The organism is Runella sp., from assembly GCF_027484545.1.
GTDB lineage: Bacteria > Bacteroidota > Bacteroidia > Cytophagales > Spirosomataceae > Runella.
Genome location: NZ_JAIXST010000195.1, coordinates 12,668 through 35,538, shown reverse-complemented (window position 1 = coordinate 35,538; position 22,871 = coordinate 12,668). Strand labels below are relative to the sequence as shown.

The following is a 22,871-nucleotide window of genomic DNA, read 5'->3' as shown; positions in this document are numbered from 1 at the left end:
TAAAGTTCGTAATCAAGTAGTTCTAAGTCGAGCTCGGAAGGCAAAAGGAAGGCAGAGTCCATTCTTCAAAATTACAACCCAAACCTCGACTTTCACCAAATGTGACGATGAACCCATTTTCACAGGAATTTACAGTAACTAAAAGCCGAAGAATAAGGAATACGCTTTACTTTAATTTTTTGTTAAATAAGCCAATGGTTCTCTCCCATGCCTGTTTGGCTACGGCTTCGTTGTAACGCGTAGGAGCCGTATCGTTGTTAAAAGCGTGTTGAGCACCTTCATACACGTACAACTCATAGTTTACGCCTGCTTTTTTTAATGCTTCTTCATAGGCAGGGATACCTGCGTTAATGCGCTCGTCAAGTCCTCCATAGTGAAGCATCAGTGCCGCTTTGATTTTAGGCACATCGGCAGCATCAGGCTGACGACCATAGTAAGCTACTGCTGCATTTAAAGTGGGAACATTAACCGCTAATTGATTCACCATTGCACCACCCCAGCAAAAGCCCACGCAACCCGTTTTTCCAGTACAGTCCGGGCGTGATTTAAGGTAATCAAAGGCTTTTATGAAGTTGCTGAGATTTTTCTTGGGGTCAAGTTGCCCAAAATAAGTACGTATTTTTTCGTCTTCGGTCGGAGTGCCGCCAAAAGGCGAAAGGGCATCAGGTGCTAAAGCAATGAAACCCGCCAAAGCTACACGTCGCGTTACGTCTTCAATGTGAGGATTAAGACCTCTGTTTTCATGAATAATCACCACTGCCGGATACTTTCCTGCTGCCGCAGGACGTGCTAAATAGCCCTTCATTTGGGTTTCTTCACCCGGATACGTGATGGTTTCGGTGGTAAGTCGTTCGTCGTTGGGTTTGACGGTAGAAGCGTTGGCGTAGTTAATTTCTAAAAGTGGCAATACTGCCATCGCTGCGGTAGTGCTTCCTGTTAATGTAGCCAATCGCTGCAAAAAGTCGTCGCGTTTGAGCGGTTTGTGGGTGTATTCGTCAAAAAGATTAATAATACGCTGATCCATGGTAGTATTGAGTAATGAGTATGATTGTATTGAGTTGAATACTTTCAAAGCAAAAGAAATCTACTCACTACTAAATACTCACTACTGAATACTATTTTAATCAGCTTCCTGCCAGCTTCATACAATCTTCCAACGTGAGTGAAGCGGGATCGGTATCTTTAGGAATTTTGATATTCCGTTTACCAACTGCGATGTAAGGGCCGTAAGGGCCGCGAAGAACTTTAACGGTGGGATTTTCGGGAAATTCCCGAATTACTTTATTGTTCTCCACTTCGCGTTTTTTCTGGATAATTTCGAGCGCTTCTTCACGCGTAATTCGTTGAAGACTTGAACCTTTCGGCAAAGAATAATACTTATCATCGTGTTTGATGAATGGTCCGTATTTCCCCTGACCGGTGGTAAGTGGTTTACCTTCCAACTCACCCAAACCTTCACCCTCATTAGCGAGGTCGCCGCGTTTAAGTTTGATGGCCATAATACACGCCTCGGCTTCTACGGTATAAGGATCATCGTTGCGGTCGAGCGAATAAAATTTATCGTCGTGCTTGACATACGGGCCATATTTCCCAACCCCAATAATCATGGGTTTGTCTTCAAAGAAGCCTACTTCACGGGGAAGCGAAAACAGTTCAAGAGCTTCTTCCAAGGTGATGGTTTCAACGAGCTGTCCTTTCTTGAGGTTGGCGTATTGAGGTTTGGGTTCTCCTTCGATATTTTCGCCGATTTGAACATACGGACCAAATTTACCGATTCGTGCCGAAATAGGTTTACCGGATTTAGGGTCTAATCCTAAATCCCGATTGGTGTTCTTTTTCAACACGTTGGAACCTTCCACTTCGCCGATTTTCTGATGGAAACCTTGGTAAAACCCATCGATCATTTGTTGCCAGGAAAGCTTCCCGTCGGCAATTTCATCAAACTCTTTTTCTACGTTTGCCGTAAAAGAGAAGTCAACTACATTGGGAAATAGATCTACTAAGAAATCATTGACGACCATTCCCGTATTGGTTGGAAACAACTTTGCTTTTTCTGCGCCGTACGTTTCTTTCCCTACTGTTTCTTTAATCTCATTGTTTCGAAGCGCCAATTCTTTAAAATCACGCTCCTGCCCTTTTTTGTCCTGCTTCATCACGTACTCCCGCTTGATGATGGTCGAAAGCGTAGGGGCATACGTCGAAGGTCGCCCGATACCCATCTCTTCCAACTGTTTCACCAAACTCGCTTCCGTGTAACGTGGTTTAGGGCGAGAAAAACGCTCTGTTGCTTTAAGGATATTCAAAAGCAGGATTTGACCGATGTTCAAAGGAGGCAACATTCCTTTTGTATCCTCTTCTTCATCGTCTTTCGATTCAAGATATACTTTTAAGAACCCGTCAAATTTGATAACTTCCCCTTGTGCGATTAAATCTTCGGGAGTAGTCGATATGCCAACCGTTGCGATGGTTCGCTCCAATTGTGCATCTGCCATTTGAGAGGCAATCGCGCGTTTCCAGATCAATTCGTACAGACGTTGCTCATTGCGATCCGTACTTGCTTTGAGTTCGCCAAAGTTGGTAGGACGAATGGCTTCGTGAGCTTCCTGCGCCGACTCTGACTTGGTTTTGTAAACGCGCTGTTGGTGATATTTTTCGCCGTATTCGGTCGTTATTTGATCTTTTGCTTTCTGCAATGCTTCTTCCGACAAATTGGTAGAGTCGGTACGCATGTAAGAAATTTTACCGGCTTCGTAGAGTTTTTGGGCAACGGTCATCGTTTGAGAAACCGAAAAACTCAATTTCCGCGAAGCTTCCTGCTGTAGCGTAGAAGTAGTGAACGGAGGTGCCGGTGATTTTTTGGCAGGCTTTACTTCCAGATTTTTGATTTTGAACGTTGCCCCTTTACATCTCTCCAAAAATTCCCTTGCCAGAGTTTCCGTTTCAAAGTTTTTAGGAAGTTCAGCTTCCAGTACTTTACCGCCATCCAAGTCAAAACGGGCGGTTACTTTAAAGGAAGATTTTGATTCGTGGGCGTCTACGTCACGTTCTCGCTCCACAATAAGCCGCACGGCTACCGATTGAACCCGTCCTGCCGACAGAGCTGTATTATTACCGATTTTGATTTTACGCCACAAAACAGGAGAAAGCTCATACCCTACCAAACGGTCAAGGACACGTCGTGCCTGTTGGGCATTGACCAAGTCCATGTCTATGGCACGAGGATTTTGAATGGCTTTTTGCAAAGCTCCTTTAGTAATTTCCCGAAATACAATGCGTTTGGTATCGTTGGGCAAACCCAACGCTTCTTTCAAATGCCACGAAATAGCTTCCCCTTCGCGGTCATCATCAGTGGCGAGCCAAACCTCATCCGAAGATTTAGCCAGCTTCTTTAATTCACTGATTATTTTAGTTTTATCGGACGAAACTTCATAGGCAGGTTGATAGCCGTTCTTTACATCTACGCCTAAATCTTTATCAGGAAGGTCACGGACGTGCCCAAAACTGGACTTGACCGTAAAATCTTTTCCCAAGTATCCTTCAATGGTTTTGGCTTTGGCCGGTGACTCTACAATTACTAAGTTTTTTGACATGGAGGGTGTGTTTGGTCCCAATTTTGCCTTCAAATATAGGGGGGAATTATTGAAAATAAATAAATCCTACATTTCAGGCACGGGATTTTAGGGCTGTGAACAGCTGATTTTTAACCTGTTTCTACTGATTTGAGGATATAGGGAACACTATATTTGTTCCAAATGCAACTATGGTTAGGCTTGTCTTTTTATGAAAATACCTGCCTGCAACGCGCTAAAGCCACTTATTTATATAAAAAACCCAAGCAATCCTTTAATGGTTCACTTAGTAACTTTATCTAATTGCTAAAATTTTGGTAAATAGAATCCATGATACGAACGAAATGTTCATAATCTTCTTCGTTTAGCTCACCCCAGCCTTGCCGACGGATTTCTTTTACGACGGGTAACACTGTTTCAAAGGTCTTTTCACCTTCGGGCATCAAAAAAATGTTGAATTTGCGGCGGTCTTCTTCCGACATACGGCGTTCTACCAAGCCTTTTTTAACCAATAAATCCAAAATACGCGTTACTGTAGGGGCATCTTTGGTAGTTAATTCAGCCAGCGTATTTTGACTGATTCCCTGATTGCGGGCTACGTGGTCAATCAATACCCACTGGTCAACGGTTAAATCAAATCCTGCATCATTAAATCGTTTTTGCAGAACATTTCGAATTTTTTTAATTGTAGTGTCAATTTTAAAAAAATAAGCACGAGAATCGGAAGGGTGAGTCATTTTTATAATTTAAAATCAAAGGCGTCGGTTTTTAGCTTACTAACTATTCGTTTGCAAATTAATACAAGAATATCTGACTATCAAAGCTGTATAGTAGGCTAATACAGAATTTGCCGATGTATTACGCAAGAAACAGAAAATTACCCCGATATTTGTCTCAATGAAAACAACGCTTCTTCTATTACTTATCAGTCTATTAAGTGTCTTCGGACATTATAGTTGGTGTGCTCCTGGGAGCAGAACATATTCTCCTTTTATAGGCTATAAATCTTCCATTTTAAACGATTTTTTAGCTGATACTACTAAAAAGAAAAAGGAGACGGTAATCACGTCAGTTATTGATAATGAGAAGGGGGGAGTAACCGTTAAAGATGCTCAAATCTTTGATTCTGGCAATCAGGCAGGGCTTATCAATATAACAATTGTAGTAAGAGATGTTGAAACTCACGCTCAGTTGGTTAAAATTCAATTGAAAGTGAAGGATTCAAAAACGGGGAAGGAATTTGAGCCTGTTTTTAGCGCTGCCGACAATGGATTTTTGATAAAAGTTGTTCCAGAAACCGTGGTTAGCATTTATGTAACCGCCAAGGGATATACCGATGCTTCTGCGAATATTAATGACATTAAACACGACCGACCTTTAGCGTTTGAGTTACAAAAAATCAAACCGTCCATTGTAAAAATAAAGGTAGTTAATTCAGATGAGCGTCCTATCCCAAGCAGTACTGTAAAAGTCAAATCAAAAAACACGGGAGAAATTCAAACATTAATAGTGAAGGACGGCTTAACAGAACTTTCGTACGACTCACCAGACGCGATTGAGATAGTAGCTACGGCTACAGGCTATACTTCAGTCACTAAAAATTTAGCGATTGAAACGGCATTGAATGGTAAACAATATGACTTAACAGCTAAATTGGAACGAGTGGCTGCCCCCCCTCCCCCCGTTGCAAAAGCGCCCGTTCCGGCAGAAAAAGCAGTAGAAACCAAGTCGTTTGGAACCATTGAAAAAGGCAAAGCAATTTCGCTGAATAACATTTATTTTGACCAAAGCAGTCCGGTACTACGACCTGAATCTTCCTTACAATTGGATGAACTCTTGGAAGTGATGAAGCAAAATCCTGCTATCCGCGTCGAAATTCGGGGGCATACGGATAATGTAGGTGATTTTGAACTGAATGTAAAACTTTCCCGCGACCGTTGCCAATCAGTAGTTGATTACTTAATACAAAAGGGAATCAATGCCAATCGTTTGCAAACTGTTGGGCGTGGACCGGTGGATGCCGTTGCACCCAATACGACTGAAGAAAACCGCAAAAAAAACAGACGAGTAGAGTTTATCGTGTTGTAATTACTTCCAAAATGGCCACCGCAGCACAAAATCCTGTTTGGGTTGCTGTTTGCGAAAAAACACCAAGCCTACTGCGAATAAATCAATCGTAACCGTGACAGACGGATGTGCTTTGATATAGGCCCAAGCCGCTTCCATTTCAGCAGACCAATGAATATCGTCGAAAACAAATAGACTGTCGTTATGCGCTTTTTGGAGACAGGTTTCAAAATAATGCACGGTTGGCTCGTAGCGGTGGTTGGCATCGAAAAACGCAAAGTCAATTTTGGGGGCCGCATTTACCTGCTCGCTAAGCACTTCATCAAGGTTTCCTACGATAGTTGTGATTTGTGATTTGTGATTTGTGATTGCGGGTTGGCTGTTGCCCTTTGCTTCTTGCCTCTTGCTTCTTTTCTCTTCTCTTTTGTCTCTTGCCCCTTGCCCTTTGTAAACTGCAAACTGTTCAAAATTTCGATCGGCTATTTTAGCAGTTTCAGGACAACCTTCAAAAGTGGTTACTTTTGTTTTGGAATCAGCTGCTAAATATAAGGTAGTAAGCCCCAAAGAAGTGCCCAAATCAAAAATGTATTCGTAGCCAAAGTGCTCAATCAAACGAAAAAACAAGCGTCCTAAACGTGCCGATTTTTTTGAATTTTGAGCTATATCCCGAATTTCACGAACGGGCGAAGCGTTGACTTTGGAGCCCGCGCCATAATCAGTCACGTGGATTTTTTCACGACTCTGAAGCATTTGTTCCCGAATAGCCTCAATCCTGTCAAAGTCGGTAGAAATGCCGTCTTTTTTAATAATGTTACGGTACAAATCAAACACAAAAGGAGAATGCAGACCGTGTTCGTTTTGGGCAGCAAGAAAATAAAAAAGTAGGGAGCGAAACTGCAAAATGAAATAGTTAAACGGTACTTGATGTTACAATATATTGCTTATGATTTTAATTTAAGCGATATGGTGTAATCATCATAAATTCGGGAATGGTAACCTGAAACTGCTTTCCGTCCATGATGCGCTCCATCAAATACGTACCTGCCATTTTTCCCATGCTGGTTCGCAGATTACAACCGGATACGTATTCATGAACTTCGCCCGGTTCGAGGACAGGCTGCTGTCCTACTACCCCTTCTCCCTCTACCTCGCGCACTGTGCCGTTGGAATCATGGATAAACCAATGCCGACGCAGCAATTGTACGGTATGCTCGCTGTGGTTTTCGATAGTGATGCGGTACGTAAATACAAAATGCGCCTGCATCGGGCTCGAATATTCGGGCTGGTATTGCGTTAATACGCTCACTCTCACGCCTTCTGTAATCGCTGATGTCATGGTTTTTTTGAAATTTCCTAACTTTATAACCAAAATTAGGTTGTAATAGTTGAAAAAACCAATATTTTGCCTAAAAATTAGAAAAATGGATGTTAAAATAGACGCCTCGTGGAAGGCGCATCTACAGTCTGAATTTGAACAGCCGTATTTTAAAGAGCTGACCGACTTTGTTAAGCAGGAGTACGTAACTCAGAAAATTTACCCTCCCGGCAAGCTAATGTTCAATGCCTTTGACAAGTGCCCTTTCGACCAAGTGAAAGTGGTTATCTTGGGACAGGACCCTTATCATGGGAAAGGCCAAGCCAATGGATTGTGTTTTTCGGTCAATGACGGTGTATCCATGCCGCCTTCGCTTATCAATATTTTCAAAGAGATTCAGGACGATTTGGGCAAACCATTCCCTCGCACGGGCAATCTGGAACGTTGGGCTGAGCAGGGGGTGTTATTATTAAATGCTACGCTGACGGTACGGGAAGGAAAGCCGGGTTCCCACCAAGGACACGGCTGGGAGCGGTTTACGGATGCTGTTATTCAGCATCTTGACAATGAGAAGCAGGGATTAGTATTCCTTCTTTGGGGAAAATATGCGCAGGATAAAGGTCGCATTATTGACGCAAAAAAACATTTTGTATTGAAATCAAAGCACCCTTCGCCCATGTCAGCCAACTTTGGTGGCTGGTTTGGAAATAAGCATTTTAGTCAAGCGAACAATTACTTAAAAAGTAAGGGTTTACAGGAAATTGAATGGTAAGCAAGGGTTAGAGTAATAACAACTGCGCGAGTAAATAATCAGCAATCAGTACGGCAATGCAACTATTGGTAACCGCTGCCGTTGAAGCTTGCCCTACTTCCAAAGCACCGCCTTGGGTAAAATAGCCTTTGAAGGAAGAAATAGAGGTAATCAAAAACGCAAAAGCGATTGATTTGATTAAGGCAAAAGGGATATTGAACGTCCGAAAATCGTAACGAAGTCCCCGAATATAATCTTCTGGAGAGATGACACCGGTAGCTACTCCTGCCATATAGCCCCCTAAGATGGAGAGGAAACCCGAAAGAATGACAAGCATCGGAAACATGACAAGTGCAGCAATGATTTTGGGAAGTACCAAATAAGAGATGGAATTGATGCCCATAACTTCCAAGGCATCAATTTGTTCAGTAATGCGCATGGTGCCTAAGCCCCCTGCAATATGTGAACCTACTTTACCCGACAATACCACGCAGGTAATGGTAGGAGCAAATTCCAGAATGCTGCTGTCGCGTACAATAAGGGAAATAATGTAATTGGGAACAAAAGGGCTTACTAAGTTATCAGCCGTTTGAACGCAGGTTACCGCTCCCAAAAAGGTGGCGACAATGGAAACGATAAAAACCGAGTTAATGCCGATTTCTATGCATTCATCGAATACCAATTTTACATAGACTCGAAATTTTTCGCGATTGGTTAAAAGCGAGCCTAAAAAGATAAAATAACTTCCTAACGTTTTCATAGCTTGTAAACCTTATAGGTTTTTGAAACCTATAAGGTTTTATAATTTGCTTAATCAACAATAAACGGATAATCTTCCTGTACGTAAATATCCTTGAAGATTTCGGAAGCATCCGGCCAAGGTGACTCTTCCGAGAATTTCACGGCTTCATCCACTCGCTGTTTGATTTTAGCATCAATAGCCGCTAAATCTTCTTCCGTAGCGATTCCATTGGTCAAAATGGTCGATTTTACCATTTCGATAGGGTCCCGTTTCTTGTATTCTTCGACCTCTTCTTTGGTACGGTATTTTTGCGGGTCCGACATAGAGTGGCCCCGATAGCGATACGTTTTGAATTCTAAAAAAGTAGGTCCCTGACCACTGCGTGCACGCTCAGCAGCGCGACTCACCGCTTCATGAACGGCTTCTACGTCCATTCCATCTACTGGCTCAGAAGGCATATCATACGCTTCGCCAATGGTATAAAGGTCTGTCACATTAGAAGTACGGTTTACAGAGGTTCCCATGGCGTATCCGTTGTTTTCTACCACAAAAATCACGGGAAGTTTCCACGTCATCGCCATGTTGAAAGCTTCGTGCAAAGCGCCTTGACGTACGGCTCCGTCACCAAACAAACAGATGCAAAGATTGGAGGTCTTGTTGTATTTTTCGGCGAAGGCAATACCCGCTCCCAATGGAATTTGAGCGCCTACGATACCGTGCCCGCCTACAAAGTTATGTTCCTTATCAAAAATGTGCATCGAACCGCCTTTACCTTTGGTCGTACCCGTTGCTTTTCCGTAGAGTTCGGCCATAATCGCATTAGGATCAGTACCTAACGCCAATGGAATACCGTGATCGCGGTAAGCGGTAATCCATTTGTCATCTTTGGTAAGTGCACTTACTCCGCCCGACGAACATGCTTCCTGACCAATATACAAGTGGCAAAAGCCACGAATTTTTTGTTGTCCGTAGAGCTGTCCTGCTTTTTCTTCAAACTTACGTTGAAGCATCATGGACTCGTACCAGTACATGTATCTTTCTTTGGGATGGGTTGTTTTAGCTGGGGTCGCTTTGGTCTTGGTTGCCATTTTTTACAATAAAATAAGGTTTTCTGCGTCAACTGTGAACAATAGGTCGTTGGCTTGTTTAATAAAAATAAGGTAATTATCTGCCAACTTTAAACTGTAAAGGGTGGACTGTTTTATCTTTGCCCCGCGAAAATAAGCATAAAACCATTCAATGCCACAGCTACACTTAGAAAAACTCCAACTAACCCACTTCAAAAACTACGAAGAAGGCAGTTTTGAGTTTAGTCCTCACCTTAATTGTATTGTGGGAGAAAACGGCAGCGGGAAAACCAACCTATTGGATGCCGTTTATTGGCTGGGACTCACCAAAAGTGCTTTTCAAGTACAGGATGTCTTCAGTATTCAGCACGAAGCCGAATTTACGATTGTTGACGGTATTTTTCATAAAGACCGGAAAACGATTCAGATTACGTGCAGCCTGCAAAGAGGACAACGAAAAGTCATCTTGTCCGATAAAAAACCATACGAACGCATCAGTGAACATATTGGATTATTTCCCGTGGTGTTGGTGGCTCCGAACGATACTGATTTGGTACGGGAAGGAAGTGAAGAACGCCGCCGTTTTTTCGACGGCGTATTGTCGCAGGTAGATCAGTTTTATTTGCAGGATTTGCTTCAATACAATAAAGTATTGGCGCAGCGGAACAGTATGCTTAAAATTTTTGCCGACCGTCACTACGTTGATGATGTGTTGTTGGACACCTATGACGAGTCACTCATCGAATTGGCCAATCGTATTTTTGAGCGTCGCCAACGATTTTTGGCGAGCTTTGAACCATTGGCCGAGCATTATTACGCTTTTTTGGGTGAAAGCCGCGAAGCAGTCACTATCCGATACGAATCTGAAGTGGAAAATTTGGATTTCAGGGAAAATTTTCGACTTCACCGTGGGCGTGATCTACAAACCCAACGAACCCTGATGGGGATTCACAAAGATGATTTTGTGTTTGAAATGAACGGCGTCGCTTTGCGCAAATTTGGTTCACAGGGTCAACAAAAGTCGTTTGTGCTGGCTTTAAAATTGGCACAATTTGACCTCATCGCCATTGAAAAAGAAATGAAACCCCTCCTACTACTGGATGATATTTTCGACAAACTGGACGACCGCCGCATCCAAAAGCTAATCCAACTCATCGAAAATGACACGTTTGGGCAAGTTTTTTTGACGGATGCCCGGCCTGAGCGGACACGGGATTTATTGAAAAATGTAAATTCTGATGTGAAGTTTTTTCAGACCGAAGGATTGAGATTTAATCAATAATTTCAAGCAACAAAGCATCTAATTCACCTTCGTCCAAATTTGATTTTTGACTCTTGTCATAAATGGAAAGCAGGTAAATGGTTTCTCCCACAACATGAACGTTGGTAATAATCCGTGCACCACCTGATTTACCCTTGTTTTTACTCGAAATAGCCATTCGGATTTTATAACAATCTTTACCCAACGGCGTACCTTGAGTTGGATTCTCTGCTAAAGTTTCTAAAAAATTCGTAAAGTCTTTTTTAACTGAAGGATACTTTTTAGCGAATCGTTTAATCTGCCTATCAAACGATTCGATGGTTTTAATCTCAAAGTTCATCCAATAATTCTTTAACAGGACGGGCTTTCATTTTTCCTTGTTTTACTAAATTAAGTTCATGCACCGCTTGTTTTATTTCAGCAACGAGTTGTTCTTGGGAAGGCTCGTCGTTAGCTTCAGGTTCATCAGCACCGAGCAATTGGGCCAATTTTAATCGGTCACTGGCAGGTAATTGTTCCCTAATCAATTGAGCTAACTCGTTAATTGATAGGGGTATATTAAAATTTAAGTTCGCTTCCATCTGCTTTTTATTTTAAGGTAAATATAAAAACAAATAACAAATTCATCACACTTTCTTAGCCGGGTTTCCAAACACCCGTCCTTTTGCAGGAACATCTTCCACGACCACTGAACCTGCCCCTACACTGGCACCTTTCCCGATTTTCACTCCTGCAATGATGGTGACACCCGAACCAACAAAAGCATCATCGTCGATGGTGGCACCACTACCAACGATACTTCCGGCACCTATATTGGCATAATCGCCCACAGTAGCTCCGTGTTCAATGACAGCCCCAGTCTGAATCAACGAATGATTCCCAACGGTAGCTTTGGCATTGACGACGGCTCTTGCAGCAATCAAATTACCATGACCGATTTCAGCAAAGGATGAAATAACGGCTGTGTCGTGAATCGCATTAACGGGCATGACATGACGGCGGTCGTTGAGCATTTCAACGAGGTCGCGACGAACGGCGCGTTCTTCTACCGCTACAAAAGCTTCGCATTTTTTGCCAATGAGTTTCAGAAATCCATCGTCGTCTGTGTTCCCCAAGACGGTGTATTCGCCGATTTCGGTGTTGTGTAAAGCAGTATCGTCGTCCAAAAGACCGTAAACGATGACATTATTGCGTTGAAAAATATCTAATGCGACCAAGCCCAAGCCTTTTGCTCCTAAAATCAAAACAGGATTTTCCATTATAAATACTAATTGTGAATGTACGATTATGTGAATCTTTAAGCCTATTTAATGGGTGAAAGTTCCGAAAATTTGAATTGTTACTGAAATGTTACGGGGTAGACAAAAAAATATCAAAAGCATAAATCATTGAAAATGAATAAGTAAAGAAAATGTAGTTTTTTTGAAAGCATGAAAAATAAGCTACATTTTCGCACGATTGTCATCTCAGATCTTCATTTGGGAACTAAAGGCTCCAAAGCCAAAGAGGTGACCAACTTCCTCAAACAGTACAAATGCCGTAAACTAATCCTCAACGGGGATATTATTGACGGTTGGCAACTGAAAAAATACGGGGCTTGGAAAAAGAAACATACTGCTTTTTTCAAGACGGTGCTGAAGATGATGGATGACTATGATACCAAGGTTATTTATCTGCGGGGAAACCATGATGATTTTTTGGATCAAATCATGCCGCTAAAACTCGGCAAACAGTTTCAAATTCGTAAAGATTATATTCTTAAATCAGGCGGCAAGCGCTTCTATATCACGCACGGGGATGTATTTGACAGCATCACTACCCACATGAAATGGTTGGCCTATTTGGGCGATGTAGGTTATACTTTTTTATTGTGGGTCAATAAGTTGTATAATCATTATCGCAGTTGGCAGGGACTGCCGTATTACTCATTGTCGCAGGTAGTGAAACAACGAGTCAAAGCAGCAGTAAGTTACATTTCTGATTTTGAAGAAAAATTAACGGAATTGGCCCGTTCACGCAATTGTGACGGTATCATCTGCGGACACATTCACCAACCCGCCATTCGTCAAATGGGAGACGTGATTTATATGAACTCGGGCGATTGGGTAGAATCTCTGAGTGCTCTCGTTGAAGATTATAACGGCAATTGGAGCTTGATTTATTACAATGAAGAAGCCAATACAAGCAAAGAGCCCACAATATCGGAATTTTTTGGGCAAAAAGGACGACTTGCGCAAGTCAGTTGAAGGTGAGGAGTCAATCATAACTCCTCGCCTTGGTCTATTTATTGCTTTGCAGGAAAAGGAATAACCAGTTTTTCCCCGCGCTCAGCAAAGTTTTTGGTCTTTTTATTAGCGGCCATAATTTGTTCCACTGTCACCCCATATTTGTCGGCTACCACTCGTAAAATATCACCGGCTCCTACTGTGTGGACAGCCTGTACCCGTATTTTGATGCGTGTTACGCCCGATTTTACGTCTTTGGTTTCGTCCTGAATATTCGGATTGAGCCCTTTGAGTGTATTGCTTTTGAGGTTATAACGGTTAGCAATACCATAGAATGTTTCGCCGGACTGTACCGTATGCGTAATCTCTACTCCCCCCGGATCTACCGCTGCAGGCTTGGGTTTTTCTGGCTCTTTTTCTTCCGGCTTTTTTACGGGCTCTTCTTCCTCTGGCTTCGGAGGTTTGGTAGCCAGTGTTTCTTCTTTTTCGGCAGGAGTAGTTGTTGTATTATCGTCAGAAGCAGTATTTTCACCTTCCAGAGTAGAGGGAGTTGTGCTTTCTGGTTGATTAAATTGTCCATTTTCGTTAGGAATCGGCTGCAATTCACGCCCCGTTGTGTCAAGCGGTGTATTCAGCAATTGATCCACATCGGCGGCATCGTCGGCAATGTATTCATATCCAACATATAATAAGCCCGAAATCACCAATACCAATACAGCTAAAGAAAGGTAAGGCAATTTAGAGGTTTCTTCGGGACGACGATTTCTATTTTCGTTTTCTGACATATCATTAGTAATTTGCAAAAACCTGAAGGGTTTGAAAAAGTAAGTTTACAATCAGATTATTGATATAATTAAGTTCAATTTTGGTGCTGTAATTAATACGACACGCCTCATTTATCTAAGATAAAGCTTGAGCTTCCCGGCTCATTTCAGCTACTTTAACTTTAAGCGATTCTTTGTATTCGGTCAATTTTTCGGCTACTCCTTCGTCGAAAGTTCCAATGATTTGGATGGCCAGAATCCCTGCATTACGAGCACCGTTAAGCGCTACTGTAGCGACAGGTACACCTGAAGGCATCTGTAAAATAGAAAGAACCGAATCCCAACCGTCTATGGAATTGCTGCTTTTGACAGGCACTCCAATAACGGGTAACGTAGTCAATGAGGCAATCATTCCCGGCAAATGAGCCGCTCCTCCAGCACCAGCAATAATGACTTTCAACCCGCGAGAACGGGCATTTTTTCCGTATTCCACCATTTTTTCAGGAGTACGGTGTGCCGAAACAATATCTATCTCGTATCCAATTCCAAATTCTTTCAACATATCAGCGGCTTCCTGCATCACCTTTAAGTCTGAAAGGCTGCCCATTATGATTCCTACCATGCCCAATCTTAGAGTATTTGTGCTATTATACGGCGTTTCGACGGGTTTGTCAACTCTGTCGTATTTATTTTGTTTTGTTTTTACTTAATTTGCACCACAAAAATAGTATTTTTCTAATGACTAACGAATTAGAACAGACCATAATTCAACTTACAACTCCTTTTTATGCCCTGCTAATTGGATTTGAGGCATTGATGAGCCATTGGCAGCATCGTCAGTATTATACTTGGCGCGATACCCTGACCAACTTCCTTCTGATGCTTTTTAACGGAGGGATAGATTTAGCATTTCGGGCCGTCTATGTCGTAATTTTAGTTGCATTTTATCAGTACCGGTTTACTGAGATTAGTAACGTCTACGCCTATTGGATAGTACTGTTTTTTGCAGAAGATTTTCTGTTTTACTTCCTGCACGTAGTGGATCATTACAGCCGTTTATTTTGGGCAGTCCACGTAACGCATCATTCTTCCGAATATTTCAATCTTACCACGGGTTTTCGCTCTTCGGTGTTTCAGCCTTTGTATCGGTTTGTCTATTTTATCCCCTTGGTATTGGTTGGTTTTAAACCTGCTGATATTGTGTTAATGTATTCTATTACACAGACTTACGGAATCATTGTACACACTAACTATATTGGCAAATTAGGTTGGCTTGGGTATGTATTCGTAACCCCCTCACATCACCGTGTACATCATGCGTCCAATGTACCGTATTTGGACAAAAACATGGGAATGTGCCTTATCATCTGGGATAGAATTTTCGGTACTTTTCAGGAAGAACTGGAAAAAGAACCTGTCCGTTACGGATTAACAAAATCATTAGATGATAGAAGTTTGACCAATACTCTATTTCACGAATGGAAAGCCATTGTCCATGATTTGAAGCGAGAAGTAGATTGGAAAACCAAACTGAAATACGTTGTAAATCCCCCCGGTTGGTCACACGATGGCAGTACACAGACCAGTAATCAATTGCGTAAACAAGAAGTAAAAAGCCTTAAAACCGAAGCGACGATTCTCGAATAACCAAAGCCGCCGGTAATACGAGATTTTCAACGGGTACGGGGTTCTCTTTGGTTTGACTTAAAAAAATACGCGAAGCTTCCGCTCCAATTTGCTTTCCAGGACGCCTGACAGTAGTGAGTGGAGGAGAAATATAAGCCGAAATAGGTGAGTCATCAAAACCTATAATGGCTACTTGGCCGGGTACTCGAAATCCCTTTTCCCGTACCACATACATCGCTCCGATGGCAACTTGGTCATTTACCCCAAAAATACCATCGGGGCGCTGAGGAAGCTCCATGAGGCGCTGCGTGGGGATAATCGCACTTTCTACTTGAAAATTGGTACTGACAATCAACTCTTCCTTAATCGGGAATTGGTATTTTTTCAGGCAGTCTACATAACCATGAAATCGCTGTTCGGTAATGGATAAACCCTGCGGACCTTTTAAATGAGCAATGCGCTGACAACCCATTTTGATTAAATGCTCCGTTGCCGCAAAAGCGCCGTAATAATCGTCTATCGTAACCCGACTTGCTTCAAAACCTTCGTATTCGCGGTCAATAAAAATCAGGGGCACTTTTCGTTGAATAATACTTTCAAGGTGTTCATAATGGCCTGAATCGTATGTTTCCTGTGATATAGACAGAAAAATCCCTTCTACCCGATTGGCCAACAATTTTTCAACGTATTCTCTCTCAAGAAGATAACTTTCGTTACTAACACAAATATTCATCAAATAACCTTGCGGTTGCAGCACTGATTGAAGCCCGTCAATGATAGCCGTTTCGTGTTGATGATTGAGAGAAGGAACAATAACACCCAGCGTTCCGGTGCGTTTGTTAAGCAAACTCAACGACACCGAATTGCGCTGATACCCTACTTTTTGAGCGTATTCCTGCAGGTTTTTGCGAGTGTCTTCATTAATCAGGGGATGGTTGTTCAAGGCCCTTGATACGGTAGAAGGGGAACACTTGAATTTACGGGCAATGTCTTTAATCGTAATGGGTCGGTCAGATGCCATAGTTCAGTTGACAGTTTGCTGCTTTCAGTTCACCGTTTATAACGGACGATGGGCTGGTTTTTCTAAATCTGTCACGGGAAGATAAATAAAAAAGCGGTTTTGAGAACCGCTTTTTAGATTAAAATTTCAAGGTAGTAGGCAAATATTTTGCCGCTAAATCCTCGTAATAAGGTCTAAGCTCGTTCCAATCGGGAACTTTAGGCGATTTTGTATACAAATCATAAGGATTGAACACGTTCACCCATTTGAAATACTCGTGGTCGTGCGCATCCATCAGGTGGGTATATGCATTCTCACGGTGTTGAGCGTAAAACGAGTGATAACGAATCATATACAAAGCTGACTCAGGCAAATAATTCTTCGTCATTTGGTACAAATATTCGTCGTGGCCCCATGACATGTGGACGTTGCGTAAGCCACAGTTTGGCTCATAAACACCGTATTTGGTATTGAAACGCTCGTCATTAGAATCAGGATTGGTCGCAAAATATTCGGGGTAAACAATTTTATCAGAGTGTTGGCAACCTACGGGAAACGTATCACCCACAACGGCCCATTGAGGTTCGCCAAACAGACAAAGCACTTTTCCCATATCGTGCAACAGTCCGGTTAATACAAACCAATCGGGGTGACCATCCGCACGGATAGCTTCCGAAGTTTGCAACAGGTGTTGAAGTTGGTCAAGGGCGATATCCGGGTCAGAATCATCCACTAGGGTATTCAGGAACTCAAATGAATCCCACAGGGTCATTTCTTTTTTATCAAACTTGAGAAAATCCTGACGTTTTTCCATTACAAAATCGTACGTCTGATACTTGTGATTGAGGCGGTAAAACTCTTTCACGGTATCGCGGGCAGGATCGTCGTAATTACGAAATTCTTCTTTTGCCTTGGCTTGCGCGAGGCTATCAGGATCGGGATAACGTAGAACAAGGTCGTCTTCCCACTCATCCAAACTTGCTAATGGAGCGATTTCGGCGTCGGTGTATTGCGTGGAATTCATGATGATATGTAATGATATACAAGATTATGTTTCGTATGACTGAGCAAATATACAGTATTAACTTTTGAAGAAATAAGCCTTAAAAAAGAAAAGCTACTGCAAACGTTTGAAAAAAATTGCAAGTGTTTGCAAAACCTCTTTTCGATGGTAAATTGGTAATCGGCTTTCTCCATTTGCCCTTCAAGAGAATAAAATTCCCCCTTCTGCTATAAGAGACAGGCGATTCAGAAAGCTTGACCGCAAACTTTTGTTTATTATCGCTAAGTTGTTCACTTTTGCCAATCAATGCGCACTACCGGCTAAAAACCTTCTCCATCTGATGCTTACCAACGTCGAACACCTCGGAATTGCAGTCAAAAATATCGCCGCTTCCGATGAACTGTTTTCCAAACTTTTTAATACGTCGCCTTACAAACACGAATCAGTGGAATCGGAAGGCGTGACGACCTCGTTTTTCAAAATCAACCAAACCAAAATAGAACTGCTCGAAGCCACCAATCCCGACAGTCCAATTGCGAAGTTTATTGAAAAAAAAGGCGAAGGAATTCACCATATTGCGTTTGAAGTGGATGATATTTTGGCCGAAATGGAACGCCTCAAAAACGAGGGATTCACTTTGCTCCATGAAACTCCCAAACGCGGTGCTGACAATAAACTGGTGTGTTTTCTGCACCCTAAGGGTACGAATGGGGTGTTGATTGAACTTTGCCAAGAAAAAAAATAGGTCGCTCTTATTCTGCTATTTTCTTAAACCCTAACCTTTCTAACTGATTTTATGCGTTTAAAACTTCTTATTTACACGGCTATTGTCGTTGCTGAGATTGCTTGTGGCTACGCCGGTTTTTGGCAGGGCGTATATTTGTTTAAGCCCCTTATCATGCTTTCACTCCTGTTTTGGACGCGCGATTACCTCAAAACCTATCCATGGCTTTGGATTGGAATGTGGTTTGGATTGGGTGGAGATATTTTCTTGATGATTCGCGGCAAAGACCTGTTTGTGGCGGGTTTGGGGTCATTTTTGGTTATGCAAATCTGTTACATTATAGCTTTCAGCAAAACACTGACTCCCGATGGAAAAGCCGCATTACGCACTTCCTGGCGGCGTTTGACTTTACCTTTTGCGATTTACGGGCTCAGTTTTTTAGCCATTTTATACCAACCCATCACCGGTAACACTTCTACAAAAGGGCTCTGGATGCCCGTAGTGGTCTATTCTGTCTGTTTGTGCAGCATGGGCGTAGCGGCGGCGTTTCGGAAAGGTTCGGTAAACTACAACAGTTATTCGTGGGTATTGGCAGGCGCTATTTTGTTTATTTTATCCGATTCTACCATTGCCCTCAACAAGTTTTTACAACATTTCGACATCGCTTCTTTGCTCGTAATGACGACCTACGGTGCGGCACAATGGCTGATTGTTTGGGGTATATTCAAACGTTAAGGTTCAGTCCTGCTAAACTTTACAAAATTTGATTTATTTTTGTAGAGCTTGACCGCCTGACACCATCTTATGAGAAAATTTTTACTTTTTACCCTTCTCGGAGGGCTCCCTTTTTATGCCTTCTCTCAACATTATTTTCACACCGGTTTTTGGACACGAGTGGCTTTAAACGCCAAACTGACTCCAAAATTGAATTTGATGGGTGAAGTCGGGATGAGACGACAAAATAACTTGCACCATTTAAGTCCGATTGAAAACCCTCAAACGAGCAATGTAAAATTTACCCTTACCTATCAGTTTAAACATCTCAATGTCATACTTTCTCCCTACGAGAATATTTATTCTTATCAGCTTTTAGGAAAAGACGCTGATTTGTCAGTGCCGAGACTGCACGAGCTTCGTTTTTCGGGGGGATTAGAATACGTCAAAGCATGGACAAAAAGCCGATTACAGTTTCGTAATGTTTACGAATACAGAAAATTTGATGCCATTACGCGTTACCGAAATCGCACCCGACTATTGTCTCGTTTTACCTTGTCTTCCAAAACGCTGATGACCCTTTACGACGAAGTTTTTATCAATCTGCCTCCTAATCGCTTGCCCAATGCGTTCAATCAAAACCGCCTCAGTTGTACATTTACGCATTCAATCACTCCTCATTTTGACGTAGAGGCAGGTTATGTCTATGTTTTGGCGGAGCGGTTTACGCTGTCGGAGTATGACCACACCAACGGACTTATTCTCTATCTGATGTTTAAGCTGTGACAGCTAAAAAACAGCATAATCATTTGTAAGTTACTTTTTGGGCGTAAATGAGGCAATAAAATTACTTCCGTACAACGCAAAATGCTTACTTGACTGCTCATTTTCCAGTTCGTTCGTTTTCTGAGTAATAGTCTCGTGCAATTTGGGATAATCTTCGGGGACTTTGCACTTCAACAACTCGGTATTAGCCATATTGACCAAATTATGAAACGATATTCATCCTTCTTCCCGCAGTCTCCACGTCTCAAAAACTTTGAATTGCAGAACAACGGTAGAAGCTAAGGAGCCAATCAGCGGGATAATGGCACAAATGAGTTTGATGTTGGGTGTCCAGGTAGCTTTGGTCTGGAAGGCCACAAATATGGAGGTCAAAAAGCCGCATAAGAGGTCAAAAAGCCGCATAATAAGGAACCCAATTGCAATCCGTACCAAATTCTAAAATTTCGTTTGGATATTCTGGCGTACCATATTTCGTAATCCTGATGAATTTTGTTAATCAAAGCAATGAGTGCTTCTTTGGTGTTCTGATCTTCTTCAGTTACTTCAGCCATTTTATTGTTTGTTTATGGGTTGCGGTCTTGGGGTTTCAACAAGAATGCAGCTATCCTAAATACACATTCTCCCACGGGCTATAGCGACTATTTTTTGGATTCGGAACGATTTTTAAGTATTTCAAAAATAGGAAAATATCCTTAAACATCCAGGTTATTTACTAACCTGTTTTTGAAAAAAAGATTAAAAATCACCAAGTAAAAAAAGAAGAATTGTTTTTCACACACTTTTGATCTCAAGAATTGGGGAAAATGGGACGCAAAAGGCAAACTCTGCACTTATTATAGGTAAAATCGTAGTAGAAACCTTCGTCCGAAATCCCTACTTTTGTGGTTTTTATAATGCCGCGTTAACCCTGTACAATGAAGAATTATATCAAACACGACCCGTGGTGCGTCATCGAAGAAGGATTTTATCCTGAATACAACGAAATTACGGAGAGTCTTACCAGCCTTGGCAACGGCCGCATGGGTCAGCGAGGCAATTTTGAAGAAAAATTTTCGGGCAAAACCCTCCTTGGAAATTACGTAGCTGGCGTATTTTATCCTGACAAAACCCGCGTAGGTTGGTGGAAAAACGGCTACCCGCGCTACTTCGCCAAAGTCCTTAATGCCTGTAATTGGATAGAAATAAACGTTGAAATCGAAGGCGAAATCCTTGATTTGGCTACCTGCACCGTGTCAGATTATTCGCGGGTGCTGAACATGAAAGAGGGGATTTTGGAACGAAAATTTGTGGCCAAGCTGCCAAGCGGCAAACAAATTCGTGTACAAGCACAGCGTTTTTGCAGTATCGTTGATGATGAATCTGGAGCGATTCGTTATGCCATTACGCCCCTTAATTTTGACGGAAAAATCACGCTTACGCCATGTTTAAATGGCGATATCAGCAATAAAGATTCCAACTACGGCGAAAAATTCTGGGATGAAATTCGTAAAGAAACCGCTTTTGGGGAAGGCTACCTTGAAATGCGCACCAAAGACACGCCTTTCAAAACGGAGCTTTTCAACGTGTGTACCGGGATGAAAATTGACATTACGCTTAACGGTGAACGTATTGATTTTCAGAGCAAACCCATCAAAGGAAACAAGTGTGTAGCCTGTCAGGTTGAATTGGACGTCGCGGCGAATGAAGAAGTAGTTTTGTACAAATATGCTGTCAATTTGGCGTCGTTGAATCATGCCGTGGAGCAATTGATTCCCAATGCCAAAGCCTATATCCAACGAATCTCGGAGAAAGGCTTTGAACAGATGAAAGCCGAACAAGTGCAGGCTTGGGCCGACCGTTGGGCGCAAAACGACATCATCATCGAAGGGGATTCGGACAGTCGCACTTATGCTGCCCAACAAGGGATTCGTTTCAATATTTTTCAGTTAGAACAAACCTATACGGGCGAAGATGCTCGTCTCAATATCGGTCCGAAAGGATTTACCGGTGAAAAATACGGTGGAAGCACCTATTGGGATACAGAAGCGTATTGCCTACCCTTCTATCTCGCTACAGCCGACCAAAAAGTAGCGCGTAACCTCCTCATTTACCGTCACAAACACCTCCAAAAAGCCATCGAAAACGCCGCTAATTTGGGTTTCAAAGACGGGGCGGCTCTTTACCCGATGGTTACCATAACGGGAGAAGAGTGCCACAATGAGTGGGAAATCACGTTTGAAGAGATTCACCGCAACGGCGCTATCGCTTACGCTATTCATGATTACATCCGTCATACGGGCGATGCAGGTTATTTGGCTGAATATGGTCTGGAAGTATTGATTGCCATTGCTCGTTTTTGGGCCCAACGGGTCAATTGGTCGAGTGATAAGAATAAATACGTAATGCTGGGCGTAACAGGACCGAACGAATACGAAAACAACGTCAACAACAACTGGTACACTAACTACCTCGCCGCCTGGTGCTTACGCTATACGCTTTCAGCAATTAGTAGCCAGAAGCCAGAAGTAAGAAATGAGGTATTGGGTAAAATAACTCCCCCATTGGGGGTTGGGGGGCTGGAAACGGCGAAATGGCAGCATATTGTGGACAACATGCACTATCCTTACGATGCAGAACGTCAGGTGTTTTTGCAGCAGGATGGATTTTTAGACAAAGAACTGTTGACCGTTCACGACATAGCTGAGCATCGTCCCATCAATCAAAAATGGTCGTGGGATCGAATTTTGCGGAGCTGTTTCATCAAACAGGCCGACGTATTGCAGGGCCTGTATTTCTTTGAAGATGACTTTGATACAGAAACCCTTCGTCGCAATTTTGATTTTTACGAACCCATGACGGTTCATGAATCTTCGTTGTCTCCCTGCGTACACGTGATTCAGGCAGCGAAGTTGAGGTACAACGAAAAGGCGTACGAAATGTACCTGCGCACGTCCCGCCTCGACCTTGACGATTACAACAACGACACCGAAGACGGACTTCATATCACGAGTATGGCCGGCACGTGGATGTCGGTCATTAAGGGGTTTGCGGGAATGAGAATTAAGAAAGACACCCTGTCTTTTACGCCCTTTTTGCCGGAACAATGGCAGGGCTATTCGTTCCGAATTGGCTTTCGCGGTCAAGTGGTGCGCGTAGCGGTGCGCCCGGGCGAGGTGGAAGTAGAAAACTTATCTAATGAAAGTATTTCATTGATAATCAACGATAACAAAGTAAACGTAAAAGCAAAAACTACCGAAGTATTGGCGTAGTTGGTAAGT

The 22,871-nt window shown here is 42.5% G+C and carries 26 protein-coding genes; 9 read left to right on the top strand and 17 right to left on the bottom strand.

Annotated elements, in window-relative coordinates:
* Positions 1–166 precede the first annotated feature (166 nt).
* From Q0081_RS18475 to Q0081_RS18465, 3 genes are all read right to left on the bottom strand, one after another.
* The gene (locus Q0081_RS18475; protein WP_298356597.1) at positions 167–1,024 is read right to left on the bottom strand and encodes a dienelactone hydrolase family protein; all 858 of its coding nucleotides are present in this window, start codon (positions 1,022–1,024) and stop codon (positions 167–169) included.
* A gap of 100 nt (positions 1,025–1,124) precedes the next feature.
* The gene (topA, locus tag Q0081_RS18470; protein ID WP_298356594.1) at positions 1,125–3,590 is read right to left on the bottom strand and encodes a type I DNA topoisomerase; all 2,466 of its coding nucleotides are present in this window, start codon (positions 3,588–3,590) and stop codon (positions 1,125–1,127) included.
* A gap of 278 nt (positions 3,591–3,868) precedes the next feature.
* Entirely contained in the window at positions 3,869–4,306 is a 438-nt protein-coding gene (locus Q0081_RS18465; protein WP_298356591.1) for a MarR family winged helix-turn-helix transcriptional regulator, read from the bottom strand.
* Between the two features lie 160 nt (positions 4,307–4,466).
* Here Q0081_RS18465 and Q0081_RS18460 point away from each other — a divergent pair, with 160 nt between their 5' ends.
* A complete protein-coding gene (locus Q0081_RS18460) occupies positions 4,467–5,657 on the top strand; it encodes an OmpA family protein (RefSeq protein WP_298356589.1) in 1,191 nt (396 codons plus the stop codon).
* Here the strand turns inward: Q0081_RS18460 and Q0081_RS18455 are convergent, their stop codons facing one another.
* Positions 5,658–6,536 (bottom strand): O-methyltransferase, encoded by an 879-nt coding sequence (locus tag Q0081_RS18455; RefSeq protein ID WP_298356586.1) that lies wholly within the window; start codon positions 6,534–6,536, stop codon positions 5,658–5,660. It lies immediately after the preceding gene.
* Positions 6,537–6,585: 49 nt separating this feature from the next.
* Positions 6,586–6,972 carry a Co2+/Mg2+ efflux protein ApaG gene (gene apaG / locus Q0081_RS18450; RefSeq protein WP_298356582.1) on the bottom strand — a complete coding sequence of 129 codons (387 nt, stop codon included), beginning with the start codon at positions 6,970–6,972 and terminating at the stop codon, positions 6,586–6,588.
* Between the two features lie 85 nt (positions 6,973–7,057).
* Here apaG and ung point away from each other — a divergent pair, with 85 nt between their 5' ends.
* Complete coding sequence (ung, locus tag Q0081_RS18445) at positions 7,058–7,723, top strand: uracil-DNA glycosylase (RefSeq protein WP_298356580.1); 666 nt, start codon at positions 7,058–7,060, stop codon at positions 7,721–7,723.
* A gap of 7 nt (positions 7,724–7,730) precedes the next feature.
* On the opposite strand, the gene Q0081_RS18440 is transcribed toward ung, so the two are convergent.
* Positions 7,731–8,462 (bottom strand): ABC transporter permease, encoded by a 732-nt coding sequence (locus Q0081_RS18440; RefSeq protein ID WP_298356531.1) that lies wholly within the window; start codon positions 8,460–8,462, stop codon positions 7,731–7,733.
* Positions 8,463–8,512: 50 nt separating this feature from the next.
* Positions 8,513–9,532, bottom strand: a complete 1,020-nt coding sequence (gene pdhA, locus Q0081_RS18435; RefSeq protein ID WP_298356527.1) for a pyruvate dehydrogenase (acetyl-transferring) E1 component subunit alpha — start codon at positions 9,530–9,532, stop codon at positions 8,513–8,515.
* 151 nt (positions 9,533–9,683) lie between these two features.
* Between pdhA and recF the strand changes: the two genes are divergently transcribed.
* The gene (gene recF / locus Q0081_RS18430; protein WP_298356524.1) at positions 9,684–10,793 is read left to right on the top strand and encodes a DNA replication/repair protein RecF; all 1,110 of its coding nucleotides are present in this window, start codon (positions 9,684–9,686) and stop codon (positions 10,791–10,793) included.
* On the opposite strand, the gene Q0081_RS18425 is transcribed toward recF, so the two are convergent.
* The 3 genes from Q0081_RS18425 to Q0081_RS18415 are packed head-to-tail and all read right to left on the bottom strand — an operon-like array spanning position 10,783 to position 12,031.
* Positions 10,783–11,112 carry a type II toxin-antitoxin system RelE/ParE family toxin gene (locus tag Q0081_RS18425; RefSeq protein ID WP_298356521.1) on the bottom strand — a complete coding sequence of 110 codons (330 nt, stop codon included), beginning with the start codon at positions 11,110–11,112 and terminating at the stop codon, positions 10,783–10,785. The genes recF and Q0081_RS18425 overlap by 11 nt on opposite strands.
* On the bottom strand, positions 11,102–11,353 hold the full coding sequence (locus Q0081_RS18420; protein WP_298356516.1) for a hypothetical protein: 252 nt from the start codon (positions 11,351–11,353) through the stop codon (positions 11,102–11,104). Before Q0081_RS18420 ends, Q0081_RS18425 begins: the two co-directional genes overlap by 11 nt.
* Before the next feature lie 45 nt (positions 11,354–11,398).
* Complete coding sequence (locus Q0081_RS18415; protein WP_298356513.1) at positions 11,399–12,031, bottom strand: acetyltransferase; 633 nt, start codon at positions 12,029–12,031, stop codon at positions 11,399–11,401.
* Between the two features lie 171 nt (positions 12,032–12,202).
* On the opposite strand from Q0081_RS18415, the gene Q0081_RS18410 reads away from it, so the two are divergent.
* Positions 12,203–13,018: a UDP-2,3-diacylglucosamine diphosphatase gene (locus Q0081_RS18410; protein WP_298356511.1), complete on the top strand. Its 816-nt coding sequence runs from the start codon at positions 12,203–12,205 to the stop codon at positions 13,016–13,018.
* Positions 13,019–13,056: 38 nt separating this feature from the next.
* Here Q0081_RS18410 and Q0081_RS18405 read toward each other — a convergent pair whose 3' ends face one another.
* Together Q0081_RS18405 and purE are read right to left on the bottom strand one after the other, a co-directional pair.
* The gene (locus Q0081_RS18405) at positions 13,057–13,782 is read right to left on the bottom strand and encodes a LysM peptidoglycan-binding domain-containing protein (protein WP_298356506.1); all 726 of its coding nucleotides are present in this window, start codon (positions 13,780–13,782) and stop codon (positions 13,057–13,059) included.
* 115 nt (positions 13,783–13,897) lie between these two features.
* Positions 13,898–14,383 (bottom strand): 5-(carboxyamino)imidazole ribonucleotide mutase, encoded by a 486-nt coding sequence (purE, locus tag Q0081_RS18400; protein WP_298356503.1) that lies wholly within the window; start codon positions 14,381–14,383, stop codon positions 13,898–13,900.
* A gap of 116 nt (positions 14,384–14,499) precedes the next feature.
* On the opposite strand from purE, the gene Q0081_RS18395 reads away from it, so the two are divergent.
* Positions 14,500–15,408, top strand: coding sequence for a sterol desaturase family protein (locus Q0081_RS18395; protein ID WP_298356500.1), 909 nt, complete (start codon positions 14,500–14,502; stop codon positions 15,406–15,408).
* On the opposite strand, the gene Q0081_RS18390 is transcribed toward Q0081_RS18395, so the two are convergent.
* A complete protein-coding gene (locus Q0081_RS18390) occupies positions 15,380–16,408 on the bottom strand; it encodes a LacI family DNA-binding transcriptional regulator (protein WP_298356497.1) in 1,029 nt (342 codons plus the stop codon). The genes Q0081_RS18395 and Q0081_RS18390 overlap by 29 nt on opposite strands.
* Before the next feature lie 118 nt (positions 16,409–16,526).
* Positions 16,527–17,411: an inositol oxygenase family protein gene (locus Q0081_RS18385; protein ID WP_298356492.1), complete on the bottom strand. Its 885-nt coding sequence runs from the start codon at positions 17,409–17,411 to the stop codon at positions 16,527–16,529.
* A gap of 319 nt (positions 17,412–17,730) precedes the next feature.
* Between Q0081_RS18385 and mce the strand changes: the two genes are divergently transcribed.
* From mce to Q0081_RS18370, 3 genes are all read left to right on the top strand, one after another.
* Positions 17,731–18,135 (top strand): methylmalonyl-CoA epimerase, encoded by a 405-nt coding sequence (mce, locus tag Q0081_RS18380; RefSeq protein WP_298356487.1) that lies wholly within the window; start codon positions 17,731–17,733, stop codon positions 18,133–18,135.
* A 51-nt stretch (positions 18,136–18,186) separates the two neighbouring features.
* A complete protein-coding gene (locus Q0081_RS18375; RefSeq protein ID WP_298356483.1) occupies positions 18,187–18,849 on the top strand; it encodes a lysoplasmalogenase in 663 nt (220 codons plus the stop codon).
* A gap of 69 nt (positions 18,850–18,918) precedes the next feature.
* On the top strand, positions 18,919–19,614 hold the full coding sequence (locus Q0081_RS18370; RefSeq protein WP_298356480.1) for a DUF2490 domain-containing protein: 696 nt from the start codon (positions 18,919–18,921) through the stop codon (positions 19,612–19,614).
* Positions 19,615–19,644: 30 nt separating this feature from the next.
* On the opposite strand, the gene Q0081_RS18365 is transcribed toward Q0081_RS18370, so the two are convergent.
* The 3 genes from Q0081_RS18365 to Q0081_RS18355 are packed head-to-tail and all read right to left on the bottom strand — an operon-like array spanning position 19,645 to position 20,165.
* Positions 19,645–19,806: a hypothetical protein gene (locus tag Q0081_RS18365; protein WP_298356477.1), complete on the bottom strand. Its 162-nt coding sequence runs from the start codon at positions 19,804–19,806 to the stop codon at positions 19,645–19,647.
* 24 nt (positions 19,807–19,830) lie between these two features.
* Positions 19,831–19,986 (bottom strand): hypothetical protein, encoded by a 156-nt coding sequence (locus Q0081_RS18360; protein WP_298356475.1) that lies wholly within the window; start codon positions 19,984–19,986, stop codon positions 19,831–19,833.
* Positions 19,983–20,165, bottom strand: a complete 183-nt coding sequence (locus Q0081_RS18355; protein WP_298356472.1) for a hypothetical protein — start codon at positions 20,163–20,165, stop codon at positions 19,983–19,985. Before Q0081_RS18355 ends, Q0081_RS18360 begins: the two co-directional genes overlap by 4 nt.
* Before the next feature lie 363 nt (positions 20,166–20,528).
* Here Q0081_RS18355 and Q0081_RS18350 point away from each other — a divergent pair, with 363 nt between their 5' ends.
* The gene (locus Q0081_RS18350; protein ID WP_298356469.1) at positions 20,529–22,862 is read left to right on the top strand and encodes a glycoside hydrolase family 65 protein; all 2,334 of its coding nucleotides are present in this window, start codon (positions 20,529–20,531) and stop codon (positions 22,860–22,862) included.
* The last annotated feature ends 9 nt before the right edge of the window (positions 22,863–22,871 follow it).

Excerpts from the sequence above, each read along its gene's own strand:
- Q0081_RS18365 (WP_298356477.1), bottom strand. The coding sequence starts at position 19,806 with ATGGCTAATACCGAGTTGTTGAAGTGCAAAGTCCCCGAAGATTATCCC.
- Q0081_RS18415 (WP_298356513.1), bottom strand. The coding sequence starts at position 12,031 with ATGGAAAATCCTGTTTTGATTTTAGGAGCAAAAGGCTTGGGCTTGGTC.
- topA (WP_298356594.1), bottom strand. The coding sequence starts at position 3,590 with ATGTCAAAAAACTTAGTAATTGTAGAGTCACCGGCCAAAGCCAAAACC.
- Q0081_RS18370 (WP_298356480.1), top strand. The coding sequence starts at position 18,919 with ATGAGAAAATTTTTACTTTTTACCCTTCTCGGAGGGCTCCCTTTTTAT.
- Q0081_RS18420 (WP_298356516.1), bottom strand. The coding sequence starts at position 11,353 with ATGGAAGCGAACTTAAATTTTAATATACCCCTATCAATTAACGAGTTA.
- mce (WP_298356487.1), top strand. The coding sequence starts at position 17,731 with ATGCTTACCAACGTCGAACACCTCGGAATTGCAGTCAAAAATATCGCC.
- Q0081_RS18410 (WP_298356511.1), top strand. The coding sequence starts at position 12,203 with ATGAAAAATAAGCTACATTTTCGCACGATTGTCATCTCAGATCTTCAT.
- pdhA (WP_298356527.1), bottom strand. The coding sequence starts at position 9,532 with ATGGCAACCAAGACCAAAGCGACCCCAGCTAAAACAACCCATCCCAAA.
- Q0081_RS18385 (WP_298356492.1), bottom strand. The coding sequence starts at position 17,411 with ATGAATTCCACGCAATACACCGACGCCGAAATCGCTCCATTAGCAAGT.
- recF (WP_298356524.1), top strand. The coding sequence starts at position 9,684 with ATGCCACAGCTACACTTAGAAAAACTCCAACTAACCCACTTCAAAAAC.
- Q0081_RS18465 (WP_298356591.1), bottom strand. The coding sequence starts at position 4,306 with ATGACTCACCCTTCCGATTCTCGTGCTTATTTTTTTAAAATTGACACT.
- Q0081_RS18375 (WP_298356483.1), top strand. The coding sequence starts at position 18,187 with ATGCGTTTAAAACTTCTTATTTACACGGCTATTGTCGTTGCTGAGATT.
- Q0081_RS18390 (WP_298356497.1), bottom strand. The coding sequence starts at position 16,408 with ATGGCATCTGACCGACCCATTACGATTAAAGACATTGCCCGTAAATTC.
- Q0081_RS18395 (WP_298356500.1), top strand. The coding sequence starts at position 14,500 with ATGACTAACGAATTAGAACAGACCATAATTCAACTTACAACTCCTTTT.
- Q0081_RS18355 (WP_298356472.1), bottom strand. The coding sequence starts at position 20,165 with ATGGCTGAAGTAACTGAAGAAGATCAGAACACCAAAGAAGCACTCATT.
- Q0081_RS18440 (WP_298356531.1), bottom strand. The coding sequence starts at position 8,462 with ATGAAAACGTTAGGAAGTTATTTTATCTTTTTAGGCTCGCTTTTAACC.
- Q0081_RS18475 (WP_298356597.1), bottom strand. The coding sequence starts at position 1,024 with ATGGATCAGCGTATTATTAATCTTTTTGACGAATACACCCACAAACCG.
- purE (WP_298356503.1), bottom strand. The coding sequence starts at position 14,383 with ATGGTAGGAATCATAATGGGCAGCCTTTCAGACTTAAAGGTGATGCAG.
- apaG (WP_298356582.1), bottom strand. The coding sequence starts at position 6,972 with ATGACATCAGCGATTACAGAAGGCGTGAGAGTGAGCGTATTAACGCAA.
- Q0081_RS18405 (WP_298356506.1), bottom strand. The coding sequence starts at position 13,782 with ATGTCAGAAAACGAAAATAGAAATCGTCGTCCCGAAGAAACCTCTAAA.
- Q0081_RS18350 (WP_298356469.1), top strand. The coding sequence starts at position 20,529 with ATGAAGAATTATATCAAACACGACCCGTGGTGCGTCATCGAAGAAGGA.
- Q0081_RS18425 (WP_298356521.1), bottom strand. The coding sequence starts at position 11,112 with ATGAACTTTGAGATTAAAACCATCGAATCGTTTGATAGGCAGATTAAA.
- ung (WP_298356580.1), top strand. The coding sequence starts at position 7,058 with ATGGATGTTAAAATAGACGCCTCGTGGAAGGCGCATCTACAGTCTGAA.
- Q0081_RS18460 (WP_298356589.1), top strand. The coding sequence starts at position 4,467 with ATGAAAACAACGCTTCTTCTATTACTTATCAGTCTATTAAGTGTCTTC.